Genomic DNA, 19433 nt, shown 5'->3' on the forward strand with positions numbered 1-19433 from the left:
TGTGGATTGAAATTTGGAAGGCTTCGTAACTTGTTGGTAACTCAAGCCACGTGCCCGTAAATTCTATTGCAACGCAGCATACCGGCAACTGACGAAGGGCTGTGTCCGCTGAAAGATGGACACAAAGACCTCACGCTCAGCTCAGTTCGTTGCGGTAATGTCGGCTTTCCGTTCGGTACAAGCCCCGGCGCAATTCCATCGGTTCGTCGTTGTATGTGTAGGCCACCCGCTCGACGCTCAGCAGTGGCGCACCGGGTTCCGAGCCGAGCAAGGATGCCACATCCGGGTCGGCGCTCACTGCCTTGAGCTTTTCTACCGCGCGAACCATGCGGACGCCGAACTGCGATTCAAACAGTGCGTACATGGGACCTTTGTCTTCGGCCAGCGTTTCCTGGGTGAGTCCCTTGAAGGCGGTGCCTGGCAACCAGATGTCTTCCAGGATGGCGGGCATACCGGAGAACGCGAGCACGCGTCGAACCTGAAGAACAGGGTCGCCCGTACGCAGACCCAGCTGGCGGGCCACCTCCGCCGATGCCCGTTGGCGTTTGCATTCGATGATGCGCCGTTCGGCAGGCCCTTGGCCGTCCAGGTCACCCGTATCGGGCAGCAGGCGAAGAAATCGGTACTGAATGTGTTGCTCGGCATGTGTGGCCACAAAAGTGCCTTTGCCCTGGCGTCGCACAAGCAGGTTGTCCGTGGCGAGCTCATCGATCGCCTTGCGCACGGTGCCCTGGCTCACCCTGAATCGCGCAGCGAGATCGAACTCGCTCGGAATCACATCGCCGGGTTTCCATTCCCCGGACTGAAGGCTGCGCAGGATCAGGCCCTTGATCTGCTGGTAAAGAGGACTGAAGGCGGGCGTGCCATGTGCAGGCGCCGAAGCGGATGGGTTTTCGCCGCTCGCAGACACCCCTGTTCCGGGCGAAGTGCGCGTGTCCAGTGGGGTGGCTTCTGTGGCGTGAGAGAGTGGGGTGGCCATGCTTTGGTGGCTTTCAGGCCTGCTGTCAGTGAGCAGTCAGTGAGCACAATCATATCTTATATAAGACATAAGACAAATTGACGTATCAGGGTTTGCGAGGGTACACTTGAAAGCTGTCTCGCAAGCCAAAAATATCGGATTTGTGTCCGGGTTTGGGGTCGAGGTCTGGACACATTCGATTCGAATTTCACTTTCCTTCCGTCAATTTCTGGAGTTCTCAACATGAGCAAGAAGCCTGTTCGCGTGGCCGTCACTGGTGCCGCTGGTCAGATTGGTTACGCCCTGCTGTTCCGCATTGCATCGGGCGAAATGCTCGGCAAAGACCAGCCCGTGATCCTGCAATTGCTCGAAATCCCGGACGAGAAAGCCCAGAAGGCTCTGAAGGGCGTGATGATGGAAATCGACGACTGCGCCTTCCCGCTGCTGGCCGGCATGGAAGCCCACAGCGACCCGATGACCGCCTTCAAGGACACCGACTACGCACTGCTGGTGGGCTCGCGTCCACGCGGCCCCGGCATGGAGCGCGCCGAGTTGCTGGCCATCAACGGCGCCATCTTTACGGCGCAAGGCAAGGCACTCAATGCCGTGGCCAGCCGCGACGTGAAGGTGCTGGTGGTGGGCAACCCCGCCAACACCAACGCCTACATTGCCATGAAGAGCGCGCCGGATCTCAAGCCGGGCAACTTCACCGCCATGCTGCGCCTGGACCACAACCGCGCCGCATCGCAGATCGCTGCAAAAACCGGCAAGCCCGTGGCCAGCATCAAGCAACTGGCTGTGTGGGGCAACCATTCGCCCACCATGTACGCCGACTACCGTTTTGCCACCATCGACGGCGCTTCGGTCAAGGACATGATCAACGATCAGGTCTGGAACAAGGACGTGTTCCTGCCCACTGTGGGCAAGCGCGGCGCAGCCATCATCGAAGCGCGCGGTCTGTCTTCTGCCGCGTCTGCTGCCAATGCCGCGATCGACCACATGCGCGACTGGGCGCTGGGCACCAACGGCGAGTGGGTGACCATGGGCATTCCTTCCAAAGGCTGGTATGGCATTCCCAAGGACACCATGTTCGGCTTCCCGGTCACCTGCGAAAACGGCGAGTACAAGGTCGTCGAAGGCCTGGAGATCGATGCTTTCTCGCAAGAGTGCATCGACAAGACCCTGGCCGAGTTGCAGGGTGAGCAGGACGGCGTAAAACATTTGCTGTGACCCCCCGCGCCGCTTCGCGTCGCCCCCCTGAAAGGGGGGCCACACCTACGGTCTGGCAAAGCCAGTTCCCTGGTGTGTGCTGGAAGCATGCGGCGCGCGTTGGCATCCGTAACCACCTCGTAACTCACCAGTGAATATCCATCCACGTTCCATTCTTCTGGGTGCCCAGGCTGGCGCGTTGGCGCTGCCGGTCTGTGACCACTACAGCGGCGTGGAGGCGCGGATGAAGAAGAGCCTGCAATTGCAGGCCGAGATGACTGAAGAATTCGGCACCTGTGTTTTTGACGTCACGCTCGACTGCGAAGACGGTGCGCCTGTGGGTGGTGAGGCGGATCACGCCGCGCTGGTCACGTCTCTCGCGCTGGGCGCAGCGCCCGAAGCCCGTGTGGCGGTGCGCGTGCACCCGGTGGAACACCCGGCTTTTCAGGCCGACGTGGCCACCATCGCAAGCCGGGCCGCTGCCCGACTCGTGCACCTGATGGTGCCCAAGGTGGAATCGCTGGCCGATGTGGAGGCGGCTGTGGCCGCGCTGGATGCCGCTGGTGCCGCGGCGTTGCCCCTGCATGTGCTGATCGAGTCGCCGGCTGCGGTGTACCATGCCTTTGACATCGCAGCCCACCCGCGTGTGCAGAGCCTGAGCTTTGGGCTGATGGATTTTGTGTCGTCTCACGGCGGCGCGATTCCAGCCGAGGGCATGGGTGTGGCGGGGCAGTTCAGTCACCCGCTGGTGCTGCGCGCCAAGATTGAGATTGCGTCTGCCTGCCATGCGCACGGCAAGGTGCCGTCGCACAACGTGGTGACCGAATTCAAGGATCTGGCCGCGCTGCAGACCGCTGCACACAAGGCTGCCCGGGAACTGGGCTACACCCGCATGTGGAGCATTCACCCCGACCAGATACGTCCGATCATTGCGGCGTTCGCACCGTCCGAACGCGAGGTGGACACCGCCGCTGCCCTGATCGAACGCGCCATGGCCGCCGGCTGGGCGCCCGTGCAGTTCGAGGGGCGCCTGCACGACCGCGCGAGCTACCGCTATTTCTGGCAGGTGCTTGAACGCGCACACCAGACCGGCCTTCCGTTGCCCGAATTGATGCAGGGTCACTTTGTCGAACCCATGGCGGTTCGGCATTGAGCTTGCTTCACCTTCCTGACCACATATTTTTCTGACCCCGCGTATTCCCTTTCTTCTGGAGAACAAGATGTCCAACACCTTCCTCACCGACTACCGCGCCCACGCCGCTGAACGCGCCGCGCTGGGCATTCCACCGCTGGCGCTGGAAGCAAAGCAGGTGGCTGCCCTGATCGAACTGATCAAGGCACCGCCGGCTGGTGAAGACGCCTTCCTGCTGGACCTGCTGACCCACCGCGTGCCCCCGGGCGTGGACGACGCGGCCAAGGTCAAGGCCAGTTTCCTGGCGGCTGTGGCGCATGGTGAGCTGAAGGTGGACCTGATTTCAAAGGCGAAGGCGACCGAGCTGCTGGGCACCATGGTGGGTGGCTACAACGTGCATCCGCTGATCGAGCTGCTGGACGACGCCGACGTGGCTGGCGTGGCCGCAGAGGCGCTGAAGAAAACCCTGCTGATGTTTGACTTCTTCAACGACGTGGCCGAGAAAGCCAAGGCTGGCAATGCCAAGGCCCAGGAAGTGATGCAGAGCTGGGCGAATGCCGAGTGGTTCACCAGCCGTCCCGAAGTCGAGAAAAAGATCACCGTCACCGTGTTCAAGGTGCCAGGCGAAACCAACACCGACGACCTCTCGCCCGCACCCGACGCGACCACGCGCCCGGACATTCCATTGCACTACCTTGCGATGCTGAAGAACACCCGTCCCGATGCGGCCTTCAGGCCAGAAGAGGACGGCAAGCGCGGCCCGATGCAATTCATCGAAGACTTGAAGAAAAAGGGCAATCTCGTGGCCTACGTGGGCGACGTGGTTGGCACCGGTTCTTCGCGCAAGTCGGCCACCAACAGCGTGATCTGGGCCACGGGCCAGGACATTCCCTTTGTTCCGAACAAGCGCTTTGGCGGTGTGACCCTGGGTGGCAAGATTGCCCCCATCTTCTTCAACACGCAGGAAGACTCCGGTTCGCTGCCGATTGAAGTGGACGTGAGCAAGCTGGAGATGGGTGACGTCGTTGATGTGATGCCCTATGACGGCAAGATCGTGCGCAATGGTGAGACCGTGGTGGAGTTCAAGCTCAAGAGCGATGTGCTGTTCGACGAAGTTCGCGCTGGGGGCCGCATCAACCTGATCATCGGCCGTTCACTCACTGCCAAGGCGCGCGAGTTTCTGGGCCTGCCAGCGTCCACTTTGTTCCGCCTGCCCAGCGTGCCGGCTGAGACCAAGGCCGGCTTTACGCTGGCCCAGAAGATGGTGGGCCGCGCGGTGGGTCTGCCGGAAGGCCAGGGCGTACGCCCCGGTACCTACTGCGAGCCCAAGATGACCACTGTGGGTTCGCAAGACACCACCGGCCCCATGACCCGTGACGAACTGAAAGACCTGGCCTGCCTGGGCTTCAGCGCCGACTTGGTGATGCAATCCTTCTGCCACACGGCGGCCTACCCGAAACCGGTGGACGTGAAGACCCACCGCGAACTGCCTGCCTTCATCAGCAGCCGTGGCGGCGTGTCGCTGCGCCCCGGCGATGGCGTGATCCACAGCTGGCTCAACCGCCTGTTGCTGCCCGACACCGTGGGCACCGGCGGTGACTCGCACACCCGTTTCCCCATCGGCATTTCCTTCCCTGCCGGCTCCGGCCTGGTGGCATTTGGCGCCGCGACCGGCGTGATGCCGCTGGACATGCCCGAGTCCGTTCTGGTGCGCTTCAAGGGCAGCATGCAGCCCGGCATCACCCTGCGCGATCTGGTGCACGCCATTCCGCTGTACGCCATCAAGGCCGGTCTGCTCACGGTGGCCAAAGCTGGCAAGACGAACATCTTTTCCGGCCGAATTCTGGAGATCGAAGGCTTGCCTGACCTGAAGGTGGAGCAAGCCTTCGAATTGTCAGACGCGTCGGCTGAGCGCTCCGCCGCAGGCTGCACCGTGAAGCTCAACCCGGAGCCGATCAAGGAATACCTCACCAGCAACATCGTGCTGATGAAGAACATGATTGCCAACGGCTACCAGGATGCACGCACCCTGCAGCGCCGCATCGAAAAAGTTGAAGCCTGGCTGGCCAGCCCCAACTTGCTCGAAGCCGACAAGGACGCCGAATACGCCGCCGTCATCGAGATCGATCTGGCCGACATCCACGAGCCCATCCTGTGCTGCCCGAACGATCCGGACGATGCCAAGACCTTGTCGGAGGTGGCTGGCACCAAGATCGACGAAGCTTTCATCGGCTCGTGCATGACCAACATCGGACACTTCCGTGCAGCCGCCAAGCTGCTCGGCGGCAGCCGTGACATCCCGGTCAAGTTGTGGGTGGCGCCGCCCACCAAGATGGACGAGAGCGAGCTGATCAAGGAAGGCCATTACGCCAACTTCGGCGCGGCCGGTGCACGCACCGAAATGCCCGGCTGCTCGCTGTGCATGGGCAACCAGGCCCAGGTGCGCGAAGGCGCGACCGTGGTGTCCACCTCCACCCGCAACTTCCCGAACCGCCTGGGCAAAAACACCAACGTGTTCCTCGCTTCTGCCGAGTTGGCTGCGATTGCTTCCAAACTGGGCAAGATCCCCACGGTGGCGGAGTATCACGCCGCCATGGGTGTGGTGAACAAGGACGGCGCGTCGATATACAAGTACATGAACTTCGACCAGATCGAGGAGTATGCGGAGACCGCAAAGGGTGTGGCAGCCTGAGCAGATTGCACCGCGTTACCCTTTTCCGACTTCCATAAAGCGGCGCTGAACCACCGGAACAGCGACCCCGGCACCCTGGCCTGAAAAGCCGCTGCGATTGCAGCGGCTTTTTCACGTCTGTGCTTGTGCGCGCAGCAGGTCCAGGGCACTGCCAAAGGGTCTGCCTGGGGAATGACCTGACTGATTTGGCAGGAGGTATGGGTCGCGGTGCTGACCGAATGGTGGGGGTTGGGTCTGTCAGGTGACCGCTCGTTGATGGTTGGGTGGAGCCAGGCTGGAACGAAGGCCTGATAGTCATGTGTGACAGCGAACAGACGGCGTCTCACGGGAGGTCTACGCTGCGATCCATCAGGTCATGTAGACCTGTTGAACCTGTTGCGGGCAAAGGCCTGAGGCAGGTTCCGTGAACCCAACCTGGAACTTTGATGAAAAACGCACTTTTGCTGACAGCCGTGCTGTCGACCCTCGCACTGGCCGCCTGCGACCGTGAACCTGTGGTGGTCAACAACCCACCACCAGCCACCGTGGTGGTTCCCGGCCCTGCCGGCCCTGCCGGCGCCGATGGCGCGCAAGGCAGCACCGGGAACACGGGTAGCACGGGCATGACCGGCAGCACCGGCAGCACCGGCAGCACCGGAAGCACCGGCGATACGGGCGCACAAGGCAACACCGGCAACACCGGCTATACAGGAAGCACTGGCGCAACCGGTAGCGCGGGTGCACAGGGTGAAACTGGTGAAAAAGGCCGCACCGGCGGCGACACCAGCGTGATCGTCGTCCCGGCTCCACCCGCCACCACCAACTGATCCGGTTGATCAACCTTTTGAGGAAAACATCATGAGCGTGGGAACCATTCTTTTGATCGTATTGGTGCTGTTGCTGTTGGGCGTTGTCCCAAGCTGGCCGCACAGCAAGTCATGGGGCTACGGGCCCAGCGGCATCCTGGGCCTGGTGCTCGTGGTGGTGGTGGTACTGTTGCTCATGGGGCGCATATGACCTGAGGCCGGGCGGGGCGCCGGGCCATGCGCCCGAACCGTGTCAAACCATGCTGACAGCGCGGTGATGGATGCTACTGACAGAATGGGTGTGCGATCTTCCGAACATTGCAGGAACCCCCATGGCACACAGCGCCCCGTTTTCCCATCCCTTCGCCGCCACACTGAAATCGTTCAAGACCGCTTCGGGCAAGAGCGGTCGCTTCTATTCGCTTCCTGAACTCGCGAAGCAGTTCCCTTCTGTCAAGCGTCTACCGGTTTCGCTGCGCATCGTGCTGGAAAGTGTGCTGCGCCATTGCGATGGCGAACGCGTGACCGACGCGCATGTGGCCCAGCTCGCCCAATGGCAGCCGCACGCATCGCGCACCGACGAGATTCCGTTCACCGTGTCCCGAGTGGTGCTGCAGGACTTCACCGGCGTGCCACTGCTGGCCGATCTGGCTGCCATGCGCAGCGTGGCCGCACGACTGGGCAAGGATCCCAAGCGCATCGAGCCTCTGGTGCCGGTGGACCTGGTGGTGGATCACTCGATCATGATCGACCATTACGGCAGCAAAAACGCACTCGATCTGAACATGAAGCTGGAGTTCCAGCGCAATCGCGAGCGCTACGAGTTCATGAAATGGGGGATGCAGGCGTTCGACACCTTTGGTGTGGTGCCGCCGGGCTTCGGCATCGTGCACCAGGTGAATCTGGAGCACCTGGCGCGCGGGGTGCACATGAAAGGTGGCCTGTACTACCCCGATACGCTGGTGGGCACCGACAGCCACACCACCATGATCAACGGCATAGGTGTGGTGGGATGGGGCGTGGGGGGCATCGAGGCGGAGGCGGCCATGCTGGGTCAACCGGTGTACCTGCTGACGCCCGACGTGGTGGGTTTCGAGATGACGGGTCGCTTGCGCGAAGGCGTGACGGCGACCGATCTGGTGCTCACCGTGACCGAGATCTTGCGCAGCCACAAGGTGGTGGGCAAGTTCGTGGAATTTTTTGGTGACGGCACGGCTTCGCTCACGCTGCCCGACCGCGCCACCATTGCCAACATGGCGCCCGAATACGGCGCCACCATGGGCTTTTTCCCCGTGGACGACAAGACGCTGGACTACTTCCGTGGCACGGGCCGCAACAAGGCGGAAATTGAAGCCTTTGAGGCTTACTTCCGCGCGCAGGGCCTGTTCGGTGTGCCTGGCGCCGTGGGCGCATCTCAAAAAGCGGGAGAGATCGACTACTCGCAAGTGATCCGGCTCGATCTGGGCAAGGTCACGCCCAGTCTCGCCGGGCCGAAGCGCCCGCAGGACCGCATCGAGCTGGGCCAGGTGGCACGCCAGTTCGCCGAACTGTTCAGTCTGCCCAATGCACAAAACGGCTTCAATCGGCCGGCAGAGTTGCTTCATGTGCGATACCAGCCAGAGGGACGATCGGATGTGCCTGGCACCGTACGGCAAACCCCGACACCACCCGGTGCGCCGCGCTTCGTGGCCGAAATGGAAGCGAACAAGCCGGCCCGCACCAGCGCCAAGACCGCTGCTCCCGCATCCAGCCCCGCCCTGACCGTGGGCAATGGCGACGTGCTGATCGCTGCCATCACCAGTTGCACCAACACCTCGAACCCCGGCGTGCTGCTGGCCGCGGGACTGCTGGCCAAGAAGGCGGTGGAGGCTGGGTTGAAAGTCAAGCCGCACATCAAGACGTCGCTTGCGCCCGGCTCGCGCATCGTTACCGAATACCTGACCGAAACGGGGCTGCTGCCCTACCTGGAGAAACTGGGCTTCTCCCTGGCCGGATACGGCTGCACAACCTGCATTGGCAACGCGGGTGATCTGGCGCCTGAACTCAACGAAGTCATCACCCGCCACGAACTGGTGTGCGCAGCGGTGCTGTCTGGCAACCGCAACTTTGAAGCCCGCATCCACCCCAACCTCAAGGCCAATTTCCTCGCCAGCCCGCCGCTGGTGGTGGCCTATGCCATTGCCGGCAATGTGATGAAGGACCTGATGACCGAGCCGCTGGGCAAGGGGAAGGGCGGTCAGCCGGTTTACCTGGGCGACGTGTGGCCGACCAGTGACGAAATCCATGCGCTGATGAAGTACGCCATGAAAGGAAAGGCCTACCGCGACAACTATGCCCGCGTCGCCAGCGAACCCGGCAAGCTGTGGGAACGCATTCGCGGCGTGGACGGCACCGCCTACACCTGGCCAAAGAGCACCTACATCGCTGAGCCACCCTTCTTCGAAACCTTCGAGCTGGCGCCCCCGGTCGCCACCGAGCCCCCGTCGGTGAAGGGCGCGCGCATCATGGCGCTGTTCGGCGACTCCATCACCACGGACCACATTTCACCAGCCGGCAACATCGCAGAGCGTTCGCCTGCCGGTCAGTGGCTGCTGGACAACGGCGTGCTCAAGGCGGACTTCAACAGCTATGGTGCACGGCGCGGAAACCACGACGTGATGATGCGTGGCACCTTTGCCAACGTGCGCATCAAGAACCTCATGCTGGCCCCTGACCCGAGCGGCTCGCGCGAGGAGGGTGGGTGGACCATTTACCAGGCAGAAGGTACAGGCCATGGGCAGAAGATGAGCATCTTCGACGCCGCCATGCGCTACCAGGCCGCCGGGGTGCCCACCGTGGTGTTTGCCGGTGAAGAATACGGCACCGGCTCCAGCCGCGACTGGGCGGCCAAGGGCACGCAGTTGCTGGGCATCAAGGCGGTGGTCGCGCGCAGCTTCGAGCGCATCCACCGCTCCAACCTGGTGGGCATGGGTGTGCTGCCACTGCAGTTCAAAGCCGGTGACTCGTGGGAAAGTCTGGGCCTGACGGGCGAAGAAACCGTCGACGTGCTTCCGCATCCCGACCTGACCCCCCAGAGCGATGCGCAACTGGTGATCACCCGCCCGGATGGGCAGACGCGCCAGTTGTCGGTGACGCTGCGCATCGATACACCCGTGGAGGTGAACTATTACCGTGACGGGGGAATCCTCCCCTTTGTGCTCAGGCAATTGTTGACCGCTTGAGCCGGCTGCCGCAAAGCGGCATGATGTGTTTCCGTCAGCCCCCAAGGAGTTGCCATGCGAAAGCCTGCTCTTTACAGCCGAACGGCCCGTGCAAGGCCTGGGGTGGACGGTGCTCCCGCGCCGGCGGCCATGGGTGGCGAGACGCCCGCACGCCATGGTCGCATCCAGCGATTGCGCGCCAGTCTGGGCCGCGCAGCCATCAACCCCCGTTTGATGTGGGCGGCGCTGGCATTGCTGGCGAGCTTGCTCCTGGCGAGCAACCTGCAGCAAGGAGCGACGGGCAACAATGCACTGACCCAGAAAGACATAGACGCGGCTGTTTTGCGCACCCTGAGCACCCAGGTTCTGCCATCTGCGCCTGCCCGCGCGGCCGAGGTCATCCGCCCGGCCGTCGTTCGGGTGATGTCGTTCGGCAAGAACGCCAAGGGCGAAGAGGAAGAGCAAGGGGTTGGCACCGGTGTGGTGATCGTGGACAAAGGCATCATCCTGACCAATCTGCATGTGGTGCAAGGCGCTGCAACCCTGAAACTGACTTTTTTTGATGGCTCCGAGTCCGCCGCCAGTGTGGTGGGTGCGCAGCCCGAGAACGACCTCGCGGTGCTGCAGGCCCACACGATCCCGGACGACCTGATCGCAGCCACCATGCGCTCCACCGCCGATTTGCTGCCCGGTGAGCAGGTGGTGGCGGTGGGCTTTCCCTTCGGCATTGGTCCGTCGGTGTCGTCGGGCGTGGTGTCTGGTCTTGGACGGTCCTTTCGTTCACCCGAAGGTGAGCAGGAAATTTCCAACCTGATCCAGTTCGATGCGGCGGCGAACCCCGGCAACTCGGGTGGTCCACTGGTCACCATGAGTGGTGAGGTGGTGGGCGTGGTCACCGGCATTCTGAATCCCACCAGTCACCGGACCTTTGTTGGCATTGGTTTTGCTGTGCCGATCGAAAGCGCGGCGAGCGCGGCTGGCCTGCCACCGTTCTGATTGGATATGAGCACCCCCGCAGCGCTTCGCGCCACCCCCTCAGGTAGGCGGCACTGGCCGTCCGGCAAAGCCGGCCCGGCGGTGCCCTTGTTCGAAGCACCCTTGCCCTCGCTGTAAAGCGGTGGCTGAAATTCTCAGGAGCACCTATGGAAACCTCGCACAGCCCAGAATCCGCCCAGCTCATGGAACAAATCCTTTATGAGGTCAAGCGCGTGGTGGTGGGCCAGGACCGGTTCCTGGAGCGCGTGATGGTCGCCATGCTGGCACAAGGGCACTTGCTGGTCGAGGGCGTGCCGGGGTTGGCCAAGACGCTCACAGTCAAGACATTGGCCGATGTGGTGCGTGGCCGCTTCAAGCGCATCCAGTTCACGCCCGATCTGGTGCCGGCCGACCTGATTGGCACGCGCATCTACAACCAGAAAACAGGCGACTTCAGCACCTCTCTGGGCCCGGTGTTTGCCAACCTGCTGCTGGCCGACGAGATCAACCGCGCACCCGCCAAGGTGCAGAGCGCGCTGCTGGAGGTGATGCAGGAACGGCAGGTGACGATTGCCGGGGAATCGCACAAGGTGCCTGCGCCGTTTCTGGTCATGGCCACACAGAACCCGATCGAGACCGAGGGCACCTATCCCCTGCCTGAAGCGCAAGTGGATCGCTTCATGATGAAAGTGCTGGTGGATTACCCGACCGACGAGGAAGAGTATGTGATCGTCGAGCGCGTCACCGGCCCTGCAGTGACGGTGCAGTCGGTGGCCACCACCGATCAACTGGCGACCCTGCAGGCACAGTGCCGAAACGTTTACGTGGACCCTTCCATGGTGCAGTACGCGGTCAAGCTGGTGTCGGCCACGCGCACCCCGGAAAAGCATGGCCTCAAGGGCCTGGGTGCGTTCATCACCTACGGCGCCAGCCCGCGCGCCACCATCGGCCTGGTGGAGGGCGCTCGCGCACTTGCCATGCTTCGGGGGCGCAGCTACGCATTGCCTGAAGACATGACCGACCTGGTACCCGATGTGCTGCGGCACCGGCTGGTGCTTTCTTACGAAGGCCTGGCCGAAGGGCTCGATGCCGATGCACTGATCGGACGCATCATGGCTGCGGTCACTCCGCCGGCCAAGCCGCTCGAACACGAGAAACGGGCGGCGTGAAATGAATCACCCCCTGCGCCGCTTCGCGTCATCCCCCTCTCTCGCCTTTGGCGGGAGGGGGACGCACCCTGTGGCCCGGCAAAGCCGGTTCCACGGGAGCCCTGGTCTCGGGACACGCGCTCCGGAAAGGTGGTGCCACTGTCTGCGCCGCTTCGCGTCTTCCCCCTCGCTCGCCTTTGGCGGGAGGGGGACGCACCCTGTGGCCCGGCAAAGCCGGTTCCACGCGAGCCCTGGAAGGGGCGCTTCACGCGTTGCGGATCGTGTTCCGGCGTGGTGGAGAACTGAAATGCGAGGGTGAGGCATGTTCTTCGGTCTCTTCAAGTCCCACCCGCCCGAAGCGTCGGCTGTGCCTGCTCCGGTGGTGCCTGCCGAGGTTCCCGAACGCGCAGATGCCTTGATGCGCCGCCTGGAGTGGACAGTGATCCGCCGGCTCGATGGCTTGTTGCAGGGCGACTACCGCACCCTCATGCGCGGCACAGGGCTGGACCTGGCCGACCTGCGCGAGTACCAGCACCACGACGACGTGCGCCACATTGACTGGAATGTGACCGCGCGTCAGCAGATGCCCTTTGTTCGGGTCTTCACTGAAGACCGTGAAATGGCCGCCTGGTTTTTGCTTGACCTCAGCCCGTCGGTGGATTTCGGCTCCGGGGACCAGCACAAGAGCCAGGTGCTGCGCGATTTTGTGGCGGTGCTGGCACGGCTCATCAGCCGCCATGGCAACCGGGTGGGTGCTGTGCTCTATGGCTCGCGCGGACGGGCGGCGGTGGACGCTGTGTTGCCGGCGCGTGGCGGCCGTACCCAGGTATTGCGTCTGATGCAATTGATCCAGAAGCCTGCCGAACCATTGGCCAAGTCCGGAAAAAAGGGAGCGCCCGCTGGCGCCACCCGTCTGTCGGATCTGCTGAACGCGGCCACCCACACCGTGCGCCAGCGCAGCACCGTGTTCGTGGTGTCCGACTTCATCAGTGAGCCCGACTGGGAGAAGCCACTGGGCGAATTGGCGCGACGCCACGATGTGGTTGCGGTGCGCTTGCTAGACCCGCTGGAACGGGACCTGCCCGACCTGGGCCTTCTCACCATGCGCGATGCCGAAACCGGTGAACAGCTGTTGGTGGACACCCACGACGCCGGCTTTCGTCAGCGGTTTGCCCGCATCGCCGCCGAACGCGAAGCGGTGCTGCGCACCAGCCTGGCCCGCGCTGGCGTGGACACGCTGGAGCTGGCCACCGACGACGATCTGGCCGACGCCATCCTGCGTTTTGTGGACCTACGCAAGCGCCGCAGCGGCCTGCGTGCCGGTCTGCCTGCCCATCTGGGAGTCCGTGCATGAACAACCTGCCCATCACCTTCATCTGGCCGCAGTTCCTGTGGTTGCTGCTCGCCTTGCCCCTGCTGGTGCTGATCTACTGGTGGATATTGCGCCGCCGCCGGCACACCGCCTTGCGTTACGCGAGCCTGTCCATCGTGCGTGAGGCCATGGGCAAAGGCCCCGGCTGGCGGCGGCACATACCGCCGGTGCTGCTGCTGTTTGCGTTCGCCGCGATGTTGCTGGCCTCGGCCCGGCCCATGGCGTCCATTGCATTGCCGTCGCAGGAGCAGACCATCATTCTGGCCATGGACGTGTCGGGGAGCATGCGCGCCGAAGATGTACAGCCCAACCGGCTGGTCGCATCACAGAACGCAGCCAAGGCTTTTCTGGCCGAGCTGCCACGTCATGTGAAGGTGGGCATCGTTGCGTTCGCCGGTACCGCCCAGGTGGTGCAGCCGGTCACGCTGAGTCGCGAGGACCTGGTGACCGCCATCGACAAGTTCCAGCTGCAGCGTGCCACGGCCATCGGCAGCGCCATCGTGGTGTCGCTCTCGGAGCTCTTTCCCGAGCAGCGCATCAACCTTGGCGACATGACTTACAGCCGTAACACCGATCCATTTGCTCCCAAAGGCCGCTCCCTGGACCAGCCCAGAGCCGACGAAACGCCCTTCACGCCTGTGGCACCCGGCTCCTACTCTTCGGCCGCAATCATCCTGCTCACCGACGGGCAGCGGACCACCGGCGTGGATACGGCAGAAGCAGCCAAGATGGCGGCCGATCGCGGTGTGCGCGTCTACACCGTGGGCGTGGGGACGGTCGATGGCGAGATCATCGGATTCGAAGGCTGGTCCATGCGGGTGCGTCTGGACGAAGAAAGCCTCAAGGAAGTCGCCACCACCACGCAGGGCGAGTATTTTTATGCGGGCACGGCAGAAAACCTCAAGCAGGTGTACGAATCGCTGAGTACCCGCCTGACGGTGGAAAAGAAGGAAACCGAGATCGCCGGCCTGCTCGCCCTGCTCGCCTCACTGCTGGTGATGGTGTCTGCGGGGCTGTCTTTGCTCTGGTTCAACCGCGTGGCCTGAAAACGCATACCCACTCCGGAGGCGGTGCGCCCTTCGTGGCCGGTCTCGAGGTGATTTCTGCGGTGAAGCTGCGCTGGGTTGCCCTTTGTCAAGGCCCGGAAAGCTTGCCGGGGGACAATTCGAGCAGATGAACAAGAACGTATTGGTGGCCGGGGGCGGCATCGGTGGTCTGGCCTGCGCACTGGCCATGGCACGCGCAGGTGCTTCGGTGAACGTGATGGAGCAGTCCGGCGCGTTTGGCGAAGTAGGTGCGGGCCTGCAGTTGGGACCCAACGCGGTGCGGGTGCTGCACGAATGGGGTCTGACCGATACCCTGCGCGCCTGCGCCGCCTTTCCTGAGAGCCTGCGCGTGTGCGATGCCCGCTCTGCAAGATCACTCGGTCGCCTGAAGCTGGGTGCGGTTGTGCTCGCGCGCTACGGCCAACCCTACGCCACCTTGCACCGGGCCGATCTGCACAAACTGCTGCTGGAGGCGGTGCAGCACCAGCCCAAGGTGGCCCTTTCGCTCAATACCCGGATCGCGAGTTTCGAGACCACCGCCGATGGCGTGTGTGTGCACACCGAAGACGGTCGTGACGTGAACGGCGACACGCTGATAGGCTGCGATGGTCTTTGGAGCCAGGTGCGCACCAGTTTGCTGGGCGCCCAGCCGGTGCGCTCCAGCGGTCATCTGGCTTACCGCGGCATGGTGCCTTCGCACGATATGCCGATCGGGTGTCGGGGCAATGTCGTGACAGCCTGGCTGGGCCCGCGACTGCATGTGGTGCACTACCCGGTGCGCAGCGGCGACTGGTTCAACGTGGTGGCCGTGGTGCATGGTGTATTGGGCAAGGGCCATGGCGAGCCTGCTGAAAGCTGGAACCATGAGGCGCATGCGGTCGACTTGAAACGGGCGATGGGATCGGTCTGCGAAAGCCTCGCCGGTGTGATTGATGCTGTACCGGAATGGAAGCTCTGGGCACTGAACGATCGCCCTCCCATGCGTGGCCCCGGCGAACACGCCCAGGGGCGTGTGGCGCTGCTGGGCGACGCAGCACACCCGCTGCGGCCGTACCTGGCGCAGGGCGCCGCCATGGCCATTGAAGACGCATGGACACTGGGCCGTTTGCTGCAGGAAGCCATCGAACAAGGGCCGGTGGACTGGCCGCCCCTGCTGACCCGCTATGCCCGCACACGCTGGCAGCGCAACGCACGCGTACAAGCCCGCTCACAACGCAATGGCACCATCTTTCATGCCACGGGCCTGCTCAGAGTTGGGCGCAACCTCGGCCTGGGTTTGATGGGTGAATGGCTCATGGACAACCCCTGGCTGTACAGCGGCCCACCCCATCCGATACGATGAAACATCTTTCGCCTTTTCCCACCCAAAAGAGACAACCATGAAAAGAACCTCCACCCTCGATACCCCCCCGAACCGCCGCGAAGCATTGGTCGTGGCTGCGGCCATGGCGTCTTCCCTGGTGCTGCCCTCGGCGCAGGCTCAGTCCTCTGCATGGCCGAACCGGCCATTGAAGATCATGGTGGGCTTCCCGGGGGGCTCGTCGCCCGACCTCATGGCCCGCCTTCTGGCTGAGCCACTTTCTCAAGCGCTGGGCCAGCCCGTGGTGATCGAGAATCGCCCTGGTGCAGGTGGCAATATCGCGGCCGACCTGGTCGCGCGCGCCACCGACGACCACACCATCGGCCTGATGATCAACGGGAACATGACCATCGCCAAGATCCTCAACCCGGCCACGCCCTACGACCCGCTCAAGGACCTTACTCCGGTGTCGCTGATTGCCGTGGCGCCGCTCGTGCTCTGTGTGCCGGCCGAAACCACCACCACCGGCGCGGCCTTTTTTGCCGCCGCCCGCGAGGGCGGCGACCGCTGGAACTACGGCACCCCTGGCGTGGGCACGGTGGCCCACCTGGGCATGGAACTGCTCAAGCCCAAGGCCGGCATCGCACCCGTGCATGTGCCCTACCCGGGCAACCCGCAGGTGATCGCCGCCATGCTCAGCAACCAGATCCAGATGTCTTTGCTGCCACCGGGCCTGGCCATGGCCCAGGTGCGCGCGGGCAAGCTGCGCGCGATTGGCGTCACCTCTGCCGGGCGCAGCAGCGTGGTACCCGAGGTGCCCAGTCTGTCTGAAGCCGGCGTGCGCGACTTCCAGCTGGAAATCTGGAACGCCGTGGCCGCACCCAACAGCATGCCCAAGGCGCACGTGCAGAAGCTTGCCGGCCTGTTGTCCGAATTCGTGCGCCGCGAAGACATCCGCCAAAAGATTTTTGTGCAGGGCTGGCAGGTGGCCGGCACCGGGCCAGAAGGCCTGGCACGCCGCATTCAGAGCGACACCAAGGCCATGACGGAAGTGATCCAGCGCAACAACATCCGGCCGGGCTGAACGGGCCTTTGTTGCCGCTTGCACGCCCGTCGGTTCTGGAATGTCCTTCTGTTCCGGTGGTCGAAGGGTGGCGGTTCGCTGGGGCCCCATTGCATGGGCTCCCGCTCCAACTCACAAAAGGCACCCATGAAAAAACTCATCGCTCTGCTGTTCGTGGCAGCGTCGTTCACCGGTTGCGCCGTCTACACCCCCTCGGGCGCCGTGGTGGTGGACCCGGGTCATTCTCACGGCAAGAGCGGTGGCAAATTCTGTCCACCTGGGCAGGCGAAAAAGGGCAACTGCTGACCTACCGTCGCACCGGTGCGCGCCCGACGGCTTCGCGTCCGGTTCAGAGATCGGTGCGCAAGCGCCAGATTTCCGGAAACAGCACCACATCTAGCATCTTGCGCAGGTAGCTCACGCCACCCGTGCCGCCGGTACCTCGCTTGAAGCCGATCACGCGTTCCACCGTGGTCACGTGGCGGAAGCGCCAGAGGCGGAATGCGTCCTCCAGGTCGGTGAGTTCTTCGCCCAGTTGGTAGAGGTCCCAATGGTCCTTGGGGTTCCGATAGACCGCTAGCCAGGCCTGCTCCACTGCGTCGCTGGCCTCATACGGTTTCGTCCAGTCGCGCAGCGTATGGCTCTCTGGCACGTCCAGCCCACGGCGTGCCAGCAGGCGCAAGGCTTCGTCGTAGAGGGAGGGCGCTTCATATGAGGCCTGCACAACGGCCAGCCGCTCCGGGCTGTGGGCATGGGGCTTGAGCATGGCGGCATTCTTGTTGCCCATGGCGAATTCGATGCAGCGGTACTGGTGGCTCTGGAAGCCGCTGGACTGCGCAAGGTAGGGGCGCAACGCGCTGTATTCGGGCGGTGTCATGGTGGCGAGCACGTCCCAGGCGTGCACCAGCTGCTCCATGATCTTGGAGACGCGCGCCAGCATCTTGAACGCGGGCTGCAGTTCGTCCGAAGCGATGTGTGCGATGGCGGCTTTGAGTTCGTGCAGCATGAGCTTCATCCAGAGTTCGCTGGTCTGGTGCTGGATGATGAACAGCATCTCGTCGTGCGCGGGGGAGAGCGGTTTTTGTGCACCCAGGATGGCGTCGAGCTGCAGGTAGTCGCCGTAGCTCATGTCGCGGCTGAAGTCGAGCTGTGCGCCTTCTTCGCGCACGATGTCTTCGGGCTTGTTGGGGGCGGGCTGGTGAGGGCACATGATCAAGTCACCGCATGTTTGGTGTTGAATTCCGGGCGCTGCCACTCGCCGCTTTCAAGCACCTGGCACAGGTGTTCCACAGCATTCCACACGTCTTCGAAGCCGATGTAAAGCGGCGTGAAGCCGAATCGCAGGATGTCCTTGTGACGACCGCCGTCGCCGGCACGGTAGTCGCCAATCACGCCGCGTGCGATGAGGGCTTGCACGATGGCGTAGGCGCCTTCTTCCCTGGTCAAGCACACCTGAGACCCGCGTTGCGCGTGGTCGCGTGGCGTAGCCAGTCCAAGGCCTCGTGCTTCGCAGCGCTCTTCGACCAATGAGATGAACAGGTCGGTCAGTGCAAGCGATTTGGTGCGCAGCGCAGCCATGCCACCGTGAATTTCGGCCGCCAGCAGCGTGTCCACGCCGCAGTCCAGCGCGGCCAGGCTGATGATGGGTTGCGTGCCGCACTGGTAGCGCGTGATGCCCGGGGCGGGGCGGTAGTCGGGTGTGAATTCAAAGGGTGTGGCGTGGCCCCACCAACCGGCCAGGGGTTGCCAGAAGCGGTCGGTGTGCAGCGGGTTCACCCACACGAAAGCGGGTGCGCCCGGGCCGCCGTTGAGGTACTTGTAGCCGCAGCCCACGGCGAAGTCGGCCTTGGCGGCTGTGAGGTTCACCGGCACGGCGCCCGCGCTGTGCGCCAGGTCCCACACGGTCAGGATGCCTTCGGCGTGGGCAGCGGCGGTCACGGCGGCCATGTCGTGCATGGCGCCGGTGCGGTAGTTGACATGCGTGAGCATGAGGATGGCCACGTTCGCGGTGAGCGAGGCGGCAATGTCCTCCGGTTCCACCAGCACCAGTTCCATGCCGTTCTGTTGGCACAGGGCTTCGGCGATGTAGAGGTCGGTCGGGAAGTTGCTGCGCTCGCTCACGATCTGCTTGCGCTGCGGCGCGTCGGCGGCAGCGATGTTCATGGCTGCGCTCAGCACCTTGAACAGGTTGATCGAGGTGCTGTCGGTGGCCACCACTTCCTTTGCACCGGCGCCAATCAGGCGGGCGATCTTGTCGCCCACCTGCTGAGGCATACCGAACCAGCCGTTCTTGTTCCAGCTCTGGATCAGGTCGGTGCCCCATTCGCGGGCCACGGTGTCGGCCACACGGGCCGGCGTGGCGGTGGGCATCACGCCCAGCGAATTGCCGTCAAGGTAGATGGTGCCGGCTGGAATGTTGAAAAGATCGCGCAGGGCGCGCAGCGGGTCCTTCGCGTCGAGGGCGATGCAGTCTTGGAGGGTGGTCATGTCACTGTGGTTACGTTTTAGAACGGGTTCTGCTCTTTCCGGGCACACCGCGGAACCGGTTTTGCC

Annotated in this window: 16 protein-coding genes; 13 read left to right on the forward strand and 3 right to left on the reverse strand. The window is 63.5% G+C overall.

Annotation, left to right across the window (positions count from 1 at the left end; translation table 11 throughout):
• Positions 1-136: 136 nt before the first annotated feature.
• A complete protein-coding gene (locus Q7V46_RS02610) occupies positions 137-979 on the reverse strand; it encodes a GntR family transcriptional regulator (protein ID WP_304911933.1) in 843 nt (280 codons plus the stop codon).
• Positions 980-1201: 222 nt separating this feature from the next.
• On the opposite strand from Q7V46_RS02610, the gene Q7V46_RS02615 reads away from it, so the two are divergent.
• The 13 genes from Q7V46_RS02615 (at position 1202) to Q7V46_RS02675 (ending at position 17186) form a co-directional block, all read left to right on the forward strand.
• Positions 1202-2188, forward strand: a complete 987-nt coding sequence (locus Q7V46_RS02615; RefSeq protein ID WP_304911934.1) for a malate dehydrogenase — start codon at positions 1202-1204, stop codon at positions 2186-2188.
• Positions 2189-2318: 130 nt separating this feature from the next.
• Positions 2319-3320 carry a CoA ester lyase gene (locus tag Q7V46_RS02620; RefSeq protein ID WP_304911935.1) on the forward strand — a complete coding sequence of 334 codons (1002 nt, stop codon included), beginning with the start codon at positions 2319-2321 and terminating at the stop codon, positions 3318-3320.
• A 67-nt stretch (positions 3321-3387) separates the two neighbouring features.
• Entirely contained in the window at positions 3388-5991 is a 2604-nt protein-coding gene (gene acnB, locus Q7V46_RS02625) for a bifunctional aconitate hydratase 2/2-methylisocitrate dehydratase (protein ID WP_304911936.1), read from the forward strand.
• A 425-nt stretch (positions 5992-6416) separates the two neighbouring features.
• On the forward strand, positions 6417-6797 hold the full coding sequence (locus Q7V46_RS02630) for a collagen-like protein (RefSeq protein WP_304911937.1): 381 nt from the start codon (positions 6417-6419) through the stop codon (positions 6795-6797).
• A gap of 31 nt (positions 6798-6828) precedes the next feature.
• Positions 6829-6987, forward strand: a complete 159-nt coding sequence (locus tag Q7V46_RS02635; protein ID WP_304911938.1) for a DUF3309 family protein — start codon at positions 6829-6831, stop codon at positions 6985-6987.
• Positions 6988-7108: 121 nt separating this feature from the next.
• Entirely contained in the window at positions 7109-9997 is a 2889-nt protein-coding gene (locus Q7V46_RS02640) for an aconitate hydratase (protein ID WP_304911939.1), read from the forward strand.
• 54 nt (positions 9998-10051) lie between these two features.
• Complete coding sequence (locus Q7V46_RS02645; RefSeq protein WP_304911940.1) at positions 10052-10972, forward strand: S1C family serine protease; 921 nt, start codon at positions 10052-10054, stop codon at positions 10970-10972.
• A gap of 146 nt (positions 10973-11118) precedes the next feature.
• Positions 11119-12120, forward strand: coding sequence for a MoxR family ATPase (locus tag Q7V46_RS02650; RefSeq protein WP_304911941.1), 1002 nt, complete (start codon positions 11119-11121; stop codon positions 12118-12120).
• A 301-nt stretch (positions 12121-12421) separates the two neighbouring features.
• Entirely contained in the window at positions 12422-13453 is a 1032-nt protein-coding gene (locus Q7V46_RS02655) for a DUF58 domain-containing protein (protein ID WP_370690264.1), read from the forward strand.
• Between the two features lie 11 nt (positions 13454-13464).
• Positions 13465-14517 carry a VWA domain-containing protein gene (locus Q7V46_RS02660; RefSeq protein WP_304912034.1) on the forward strand — a complete coding sequence of 351 codons (1053 nt, stop codon included), beginning with the start codon at positions 13465-13467 and terminating at the stop codon, positions 14515-14517.
• Between the two features lie 127 nt (positions 14518-14644).
• Positions 14645-15859, forward strand: coding sequence for an FAD-dependent monooxygenase (locus Q7V46_RS02665; protein WP_304911942.1), 1215 nt, complete (start codon positions 14645-14647; stop codon positions 15857-15859).
• Positions 15860-15896: 37 nt separating this feature from the next.
• Complete coding sequence (locus tag Q7V46_RS02670; RefSeq protein WP_304911943.1) at positions 15897-16901, forward strand: tripartite tricarboxylate transporter substrate binding protein; 1005 nt, start codon at positions 15897-15899, stop codon at positions 16899-16901.
• Between the two features lie 126 nt (positions 16902-17027).
• Positions 17028-17186, forward strand: coding sequence for a hypothetical protein (locus tag Q7V46_RS02675; protein WP_304911944.1), 159 nt, complete (start codon positions 17028-17030; stop codon positions 17184-17186).
• Between the two features lie 43 nt (positions 17187-17229).
• On the opposite strand, the gene kynA is transcribed toward Q7V46_RS02675, so the two are convergent.
• Both kynA and kynU read right to left on the reverse strand, forming a co-directional pair.
• Entirely contained in the window at positions 17230-18090 is an 861-nt protein-coding gene (gene kynA / locus Q7V46_RS02680; RefSeq protein WP_304911945.1) for a tryptophan 2,3-dioxygenase, read from the reverse strand.
• 2 nt (positions 18091-18092) lie between these two features.
• A complete protein-coding gene (gene kynU / locus Q7V46_RS02685) occupies positions 18093-19367 on the reverse strand; it encodes a kynureninase (protein WP_304911946.1) in 1275 nt (424 codons plus the stop codon).
• Positions 19368-19433: the final 66 nt, after the last annotated feature.

Origin of the sequence: Hydrogenophaga sp., from assembly GCF_030651625.1 — a bacterium.
Lineage (GTDB): Bacteria > Pseudomonadota > Gammaproteobacteria > Burkholderiales > Burkholderiaceae_C > Hydrogenophaga.

Bases quoted from the DNA above. Each gene is read 5' to 3' on its own strand.
- Q7V46_RS02650 (WP_304911941.1), top strand. From the start codon at position 11,119: ATGGAAACCTCGCACAGCCCAGAATCCGCCCAGCTCATGGAACAAATC.
- Q7V46_RS02675 (WP_304911944.1), top strand. From the start codon at position 17,028: ATGAAAAAACTCATCGCTCTGCTGTTCGTGGCAGCGTCGTTCACCGGT.
- kynU (WP_304911946.1), bottom strand. From the start codon at position 19,367: ATGACCACCCTCCAAGACTGCATCGCCCTCGACGCGAAGGACCCGCTG.
- Q7V46_RS02655 (WP_370690264.1), top strand. From the start codon at position 12,422: ATGTTCTTCGGTCTCTTCAAGTCCCACCCGCCCGAAGCGTCGGCTGTG.
- Q7V46_RS02645 (WP_304911940.1), top strand. From the start codon at position 10,052: ATGCGAAAGCCTGCTCTTTACAGCCGAACGGCCCGTGCAAGGCCTGGG.
- Q7V46_RS02635 (WP_304911938.1), top strand. From the start codon at position 6,829: ATGAGCGTGGGAACCATTCTTTTGATCGTATTGGTGCTGTTGCTGTTG.
- acnB (WP_304911936.1), top strand. From the start codon at position 3,388: ATGTCCAACACCTTCCTCACCGACTACCGCGCCCACGCCGCTGAACGC.
- Q7V46_RS02615 (WP_304911934.1), top strand. From the start codon at position 1,202: ATGAGCAAGAAGCCTGTTCGCGTGGCCGTCACTGGTGCCGCTGGTCAG.
- Q7V46_RS02665 (WP_304911942.1), top strand. From the start codon at position 14,645: ATGAACAAGAACGTATTGGTGGCCGGGGGCGGCATCGGTGGTCTGGCC.
- Q7V46_RS02630 (WP_304911937.1), top strand. From the start codon at position 6,417: ATGAAAAACGCACTTTTGCTGACAGCCGTGCTGTCGACCCTCGCACTG.
- kynA (WP_304911945.1), bottom strand. From the start codon at position 18,090: ATGTGCCCTCACCAGCCCGCCCCCAACAAGCCCGAAGACATCGTGCGC.
- Q7V46_RS02610 (WP_304911933.1), bottom strand. From the start codon at position 979: ATGGCCACCCCACTCTCTCACGCCACAGAAGCCACCCCACTGGACACG.
- Q7V46_RS02670 (WP_304911943.1), top strand. From the start codon at position 15,897: ATGAAAAGAACCTCCACCCTCGATACCCCCCCGAACCGCCGCGAAGCA.
- Q7V46_RS02640 (WP_304911939.1), top strand. From the start codon at position 7,109: ATGGCACACAGCGCCCCGTTTTCCCATCCCTTCGCCGCCACACTGAAA.